Annotated in this window: 5 protein-coding genes and 1 other annotated feature; of the genes, 2 read left to right on the top strand and 3 right to left on the bottom strand. The window is 38.1% G+C overall.

The window, feature by feature from the left end; translation table 11 throughout:
* Positions 1–672: 672 nt before the first annotated feature.
* Complete coding sequence (locus tag HT703_RS10220; protein ID WP_000266843.1) at positions 673–1,800, top strand: site-specific integrase; 1,128 nt, start codon at positions 673–675, stop codon at positions 1,798–1,800.
* Between the two features lie 359 nt (positions 1,801–2,159).
* The gene (gdhA, locus tag HT703_RS10215) at positions 2,160–3,506 is read left to right on the top strand and encodes an NADP-specific glutamate dehydrogenase (RefSeq protein WP_000199528.1); all 1,347 of its coding nucleotides are present in this window, start codon (positions 2,160–2,162) and stop codon (positions 3,504–3,506) included.
* Between the two features lie 363 nt (positions 3,507–3,869).
* On the opposite strand, the gene rplL is transcribed toward gdhA, so the two are convergent.
* From rplL to HT703_RS10200, 3 genes are all read right to left on the bottom strand, one after another.
* On the bottom strand, positions 3,870–4,238 hold the full coding sequence (gene rplL, locus HT703_RS10210; protein ID WP_001196965.1) for a 50S ribosomal protein L7/L12: 369 nt from the start codon (positions 4,236–4,238) through the stop codon (positions 3,870–3,872).
* A 72-nt stretch (positions 4,239–4,310) separates the two neighbouring features.
* Positions 4,311–4,811, bottom strand: coding sequence for a 50S ribosomal protein L10 (gene rplJ / locus HT703_RS10205; RefSeq protein ID WP_001287278.1), 501 nt, complete (start codon positions 4,809–4,811; stop codon positions 4,311–4,313).
* 38 nt (positions 4,812–4,849) lie between these two features.
* Positions 4,850–4,985, bottom strand: a sequence feature (ribosomal protein L10 leader region).
* Between the two features lie 75 nt (positions 4,986–5,060).
* Positions 5,061–6,320 (bottom strand): TRZ/ATZ family protein, encoded by a 1,260-nt coding sequence (locus HT703_RS10200; RefSeq protein ID WP_000862496.1) that lies wholly within the window; start codon positions 6,318–6,320, stop codon positions 5,061–5,063.
* Positions 6,321–6,505 lie beyond the last annotated feature (185 nt).

Here is a 6,505-nt window from a genome sequence, read left to right as displayed (position 1 = left end):
AACTTTAGATAGAATTGACGAAAAATTAAAAGAATTGTACTTAAAAAATTGACATTTATAAAAGTTTACTCTATAATTAGGTTACTTAGAGGTTTACCCTCATATTTTTAAACTTTGAGCCTTTGCGCTCCAGGGAAGTAGCTTAATTGTTACTTCCCTTTTTGAGTTATAAATACTTGAAATAAACAAAAACACCCCCATATTCGCCAATAGCAACCTCATCCCATAGGTCTATTGTGCAAAATTGATATTTTTTGAAAATTATATTACAATACAGCTATCAGGAGTTTAGCTCCATAAAGTTTAGGTTTGGATTTTAGATCCATAACGTGATGGTAGCCGTATTTGATACGACTACTTTTCTTTTCATATTCTAGTAAACATAAGTCGTTAAAATAAGTTGACGTTTGACAGAAATTAAAAAAAGAAATACACTAAGAATGTAAAAAAGCCTTGTTCGTCAAGGATAAAATCGTCTGGTGTACTTCTAAGAGGTACACCTTATTTTATTATCTGACGAGCTGCCAACTGTTTCCATTTTGGAAACAACTCAAAAAAATCCCCACACTCGCAAAGTTTGGCGACTCTGAGTGTGAGGATATCCAGTATAGTAAAAGGCATTAAAAGCCCTCTTTACTATACCCATTTTATCAAAAAAGTGAGGTAAATACAATGTGGATGGAAGAACTTCCCAACGGAAAATACAAATTTTTTGAGCGATATAAAGATCCATATACTGAGAAATTAAAAAAAGTTTCAGTCACGATGGAGAAGAAAACTCCCCAGGCAAGAAATCAAGCTGCTATCTTGTTGCAAGAGAAGATAAATAAAAAACTCAGCACAAAACAAGTAGAAAGCATTACATTTGAAGAAATCTATAACCTTTTCTATAAATCATGGGCGCAAACAGTAAAGGAATCAACAAAACATAATTGTAAATCAGTTGATAAGAAGATGAAGGAAATCATACCATCCGATACCATACTTGCTAATCTTGACAGGCGTTTTCTTCAAGAGGCTATTGAAAAAATTATTGAAAGCAACGGATATATTACAGCTAAAAAAGTACGGCATAGGCTCAGAGGTATCTTTAATTACGCTGTTCAATACTCTTACATTGAAAACAACGAGGTCGATTATACTACGATTCCTCAAAAACCAAAGACTTTAGAAGAACTGGAAAAAAAGCGTAACAACTTTCTCACCATGCAAGAAATAAAAGCGCTTATCGATGTCCTTAATCGTCGAGAATATCACCAAAAGTACGCTGATATGGTTCTTGTGCTGGCATTAACTGGTATGAGATATGGTGAGTTAACTGCCTTACAACTGAAGAATATAGACTTCGAAAACAACAAAATTGAGATCACAGGTAATTTTGATTCAGTAAACAAAATCAAAACGCTACCAAAGACTACAAATTCAATACGGACAATCAAAGTATCAGAAAGTGTCATAGAAGCTATTCAAAGACAAATAGTACGACTTAGCGAACGTTTCCAGCCATTGTCAAGCGATGATTATATTTTCTGTTTTGAAAAATGGAATCAACCTACAACAATAGCTTGCTTCATACAGATATTAAAAAAATATGGAAAACAGGCCAAAATAGAAAAAAACTTATCTAGCCATATTTTTAGGCATTCTCATATTTCGTTTTTAGCAGAGTCTGGCCTTCCAATAAAATCAATAATGGATCGAGTTGGACACTCAAATGCAAAGATGACTTTGGAAATCTATTCTCATACTACTGAGGATATGGAGGATAAATTGGTCAATAAATTAGATACTATTTTTTAATTCTGCCCCTTGGTTGCCCCTTTTTGATTTCACAACACAACAAAACCCCTTGAAGATATTGATAATTCAAGGGGTTGCTTTATATCGTTATAATTTTGCTGGCAAATCTAACATATCATGGATAAATTAACAAGTGATTTCTGAATTGCTAAACATTTTCTTTTCTTATAGCATATTTTCAGATTTTCTCTTTGAGAAAGATATTTACAAGAAAAAGGTTCGTTTTTTGTCTATTTTCAAAAAGTCTTAAAACTAAATTGAAAGAATTTTTAGAAAATTTTTGTTTTTCTCTTTACAGTTTAAAAAAATTCTGCTATAATAGCTCATGTAATAAAATATGACAACAAAAGGAGAACGATATGACATCTGCTAAAGAATATATCCAAAGCGTGTTTGAAACTGTAAAAGCTCGTAATGGGCACGAGGCTGAATTCCTCCAAGCTGTTGAAGAATTTTTCAACACTTTGGAACCTGTATTTGAAAAACACCCTGAGTATATCGAAGAAAATATCTTGGCACGTATTACTGAGCCTGAGCGCGTAATTTCTTTCCGTGTTCCTTGGGTTGACCGTGATGGAAAAATTCAAGTAAACCGTGGTTACCGTGTTCAATTCAACTCAGCTGTTGGACCATACAAAGGAGGACTTCGTTTCCACCCAACTGTAAACCAAGGGATTTTGAAATTCCTCGGATTTGAACAAATCTTCAAAAACGTCTTGACTGGACTTCCAATCGGTGGAGGTAAAGGTGGATCAGACTTCGATCCTAAAGGTAAAACAGATGCTGAAGTGATGCGCTTCTGCCAAAGCTTCATGACTGAGTTGCAAAAACACATCGGACCATCACTTGACGTACCTGCTGGTGATATCGGCGTAGGTGGACGTGAAATTGGTTACCTTTATGGTCAATACAAGCGTCTTAACCAATTTGATGCTGGTGTCTTGACTGGTAAGCCTCTTGAATTTGGTGGTAGCTTGATTCGTCCAGAAGCAACTGGTTACGGTTTGGTTTACTATACTGAAGAAATGCTGAAAGCTAACGGTAATAGCTTTGCTGGTAAGAAAGTGGTTATTTCAGGTTCTGGGAACGTTGCTCAATACGCTCTTCAAAAAGCGACTGAACTTGGCGCTACTGTCATCTCTGTATCTGACTCAAACGGTTATGTCATCGATGAAAATGGTATCGACTTCGATCTTTTGGTTGATGTTAAAGAGAAACGTCGTGCTCGTTTGACTGAGTATGCAGCTGAGAAAGCAACTGCAACATATCACGAAGGTTCTGTATGGACTTACGCTGGAAACTATGATATTGCGCTTCCATGTGCTACTCAAAACGAAATCAACGGTGAAGCAGCTAAACGTTTGGTTGCTCAAGGCGTTATCTGTGTATCTGAAGGTGCCAACATGCCGAGCGACCTTGATGCCATCAAAATCTACAAAGAAAATGGTATCTTCTACGGACCTGCCAAAGCTGCCAACGCTGGTGGTGTAGCCGTTTCAGCCCTTGAAATGAGCCAAAACAGTCTTCGCCTCTCATGGACTCGTGAGGAAGTTGATGGACGTCTCAAAGACATCATGACAAACATCTTCAACACAGCTAAAACAACTTCAGAAACATATGGTCTTGATAAAGACTATCTTGCAGGAGCAAACATTGCTGCATTTGAAAATGTAGCAAACGCTATGATTGCCCAAGGTATTGTTTAAGATTCATTTGCTTAATCCTCAATCGCTTCGATTGGGGATTTTTATCTTGAGTTAAACGGTTGGGAAATTCTAATTTAATTAAATTAAATGAAATAAAAACCGAACAAATTGATTGCGGAATTCAAACCAATTTCTAACAATGTTTTATAAAACTCAGTGGACTATTCTAAATTCAATCTATTTTATACTTTTCGAAAATCTCTTCAAACCACGTCAGCGTCGCCTTACCGTAGATATGTTACTGACTTCGTCNNTTTTCATTGAGTATTACTTACTCGCCAACTTCTTAAACAAAAAGAAAAACCACTACTCCTAAGAATAGCGATTTAATCATGTTTTTAAGCTACTAATGTAGTCGCTCTATTATTTAAGAGTAACTGAAGCTCCAGCTTCTTCCAATTTAGCTTTGATTTCTTCAGCTTCTGCAGTTGCAACGCCTTCTTTAACAAGTGCTGGTGCACCGTCAACAAGTTCTTTAGCTTCTTTAAGACCAAGACCTGTGATTTCACGTACAACTTTGATAACGCCAACTTTTTTGTCGCCTGCAGATGTCAATTCAACGTCGAATGAATCTTTAGCAGCACCAGCGTCAGCAGCACCAGCTGCAGCAACAGCTACAGGAGCAGCTGCAGTTACACCAAATTCTTCTTCGATAGCTTTTACAAGGTCGTTCAATTCAAGGATTGAAGCTTCTTTAATTTCAGCAATAATGTTTTCAATGTTCAATGCCATTGTTATTTCCTCCAAATATGTTTTAAATTTATAATAGATTTTCGTAGCTAGGCTACGCTACGTAGCTTAAGATTAAGCTGCGTCTTCTTTGCTTTCTGCAACCGCTTTGACTGCAAGAGCAACGTTGCGCACTGGCGCTTGAAGTACAGAAAGGAGCATAGAAAGAAGTCCTTCGCGGTTTGGAAGAGTTGCAAGTGCAAGAATCTCTTCTTTAGATGCGACAGCGCCTTCGATTGCACCACCTTTGATTTCAAGTGCTTCAGCGTTTTTAGAAAAGTCGTTCAAGATTTTCGCTGGTGCAATAACATCTTCGTTAGAAAATGCTACTGCAGATGGTCCAACGAATACTGATGCAAGATCTTCAAGACCAGCTTTTTCAGCTGCACGACGCAAGATTGAGTTTTTAATGACTTTATACTCAACTTCGCTTCCACGAAGCTCACGACGAAGAACTGTATCTTGCTCAACTGTCAAACCACGAGCGTCTACAACGACGATAGATGCAGCAGCTTTCATTTTTTCAGCTACTACGTCAACTAGTTCCGCTTTTTTAGCAATAATTGCTTCACTCATTAGTGTGTTCACCTCCGTAATTATTTTGCTTGGGGAATTTTTCCAAAAGAAAAACGCGCCCAAACCTAGACACGAAAGTACAATACGCTTCTTTTTACATGATACGTTTTGTCCTCGGTAGGATATTTATGAGTCGAGCTCCCCTACTGTCTTAGGCAGTTTTTTCAAACCGTATATAAGTATAGCATAGTCAAAAAAAGAATGCAAGATTTTTACAAACTTTTTTTAAAATTTTTCGTGATTTTTCTTCTAAAGTTCTACTGTCAGAACTTGACCTTGCTTAACAACCTGTTCTCCAGCAATATAGACATCATCAACATCACTGGATTTGACAGCATAAACTAGGTGAGAGAGCATATTTTCTTGAGGTTGGAGATGGATTTTGCCTTGTGGTTGAATAACGAGAAAATCTGCCTGCTTGCCGACTTCTAGACTTCCTATCTGATTTTCCATTCCTAGAACCTTAGCCCCTTCGATTGTCAGTGCCTTGAGAGCTGTTTCGATAGGAAATTGGCTGGCATCTCCACTTTTCATCTTCTGAAGAAGGGCTGCAGTCCGTCCCTCCTCAAACATATCAAGATTGTTATTGGAAGCGACCGAGTCAGTCGCAATTCCGACTGCTACTCCTGCTTTTTGGAGCTGGATAATTGGAGCAATTCCTGATGCCAGTTTGAGATTACTGATAGGATTGTGAGCAATAGCCACTTGAGAAGTTGCCAAGCGTTCAATTTCTCGCTCGTTTAATTCGACCCCATGAGCAAAGACAGACGGATGATCTAAGTAACCCAGTTCTTCTAGAAAGGCGAGGGGGCGTTTGCCGTATCGTTTCAGGATAATGCCTGATTCTTCCTTGGTCTCCGCCACATGGATATGGATTGGAATAGCAAGCTCTTTTGCCATTTCCAAACTCGCTTCCAGCAAGTCTCTACTGCAGCTATAGGGAGAATGAGGTGCTACCATAACCTTGAAATTTGGATTTTTATATTTTAAGATTTCGTCTATGATGGATCGAGTTCTGCTTATAGTCTCAGCAGTTGTTTCTGTCTCTGAAGAAAAAAGAGTCGGAGAAAAATAACAACGCATCTTGGAATCTTTCACTGCCTGATAAATCTGCTCAATATTCACACCATTGGGATTATACATATCATTAAAGGTTGTTGTTCCTGACTGGAGTATCTCTGTCAGAGCTTCTTTGACCGCCTTAGTAGTCATGTCGGGAGTAAACTCAGCTTCTGCTGGCCAGATATAGTCATTGAGCCATTCATGGAGATTGCTATCATCCCGAATTCCTCTCAAACCTGTCATAGCAGAATGGGTGTGGCAATTGACCAACCCAGGCATAATCCAAGCTCCCTGATAGTCTATAATCTGCTCAGCTTGCTCTAAAAACGCTGGCTTATCTTGACCGACATAGACGATTTGAGAATCCTTGACTGCTAAGATTCCATCAAGATAAACATGGAAATCTTGATCACAAGTCACGATATTTACATTCTGAAAGACTTTCATTATAGGCTCCTTTTCTAAAAGACAAGTTATACTCTCTTCAAACTACTTCAGATTCACTTTGCCGTAGGTGTGGTTACTGACTTCGTCAGTTCTATCTGCAACCTCAAAACAGTGTTTTGAGCTGGACTTCGTCAGTTCTATCTACAACTTCAAAGCAGTGCTTTGAGCAACCTGCGGCTAGTTTG

Origin of the sequence: Streptococcus sp. 3874, assembly GCF_013276425.1 — a bacterium.
Taxonomy (GTDB): Bacteria; Bacillota; Bacilli; order Lactobacillales; family Streptococcaceae; genus Streptococcus; species Streptococcus pseudopneumoniae.
This window is presented reverse-complemented; position numbering and strand designations above follow the sequence as displayed.

Coding starts and splice junctions, on each gene's coding strand:
- HT703_RS10220 (WP_000266843.1), top strand. CDS start 673: ATGTGGATGGAAGAACTTCCCAACGGAAAATACAAATTTTTTGAGCGA.
- gdhA (WP_000199528.1), top strand. CDS start 2,160: ATGACATCTGCTAAAGAATATATCCAAAGCGTGTTTGAAACTGTAAAA.
- rplL (WP_001196965.1), bottom strand. CDS start 4,238: ATGGCATTGAACATTGAAAACATTATTGCTGAAATTAAAGAAGCTTCA.
- rplJ (WP_001287278.1), bottom strand. CDS start 4,811: ATGAGTGAAGCAATTATTGCTAAAAAAGCGGAACTAGTTGACGTAGTA.
- HT703_RS10200 (WP_000862496.1), bottom strand. CDS start 6,320: ATGAAAGTCTTTCAGAATGTAAATATCGTGACTTGTGATCAAGATTTC.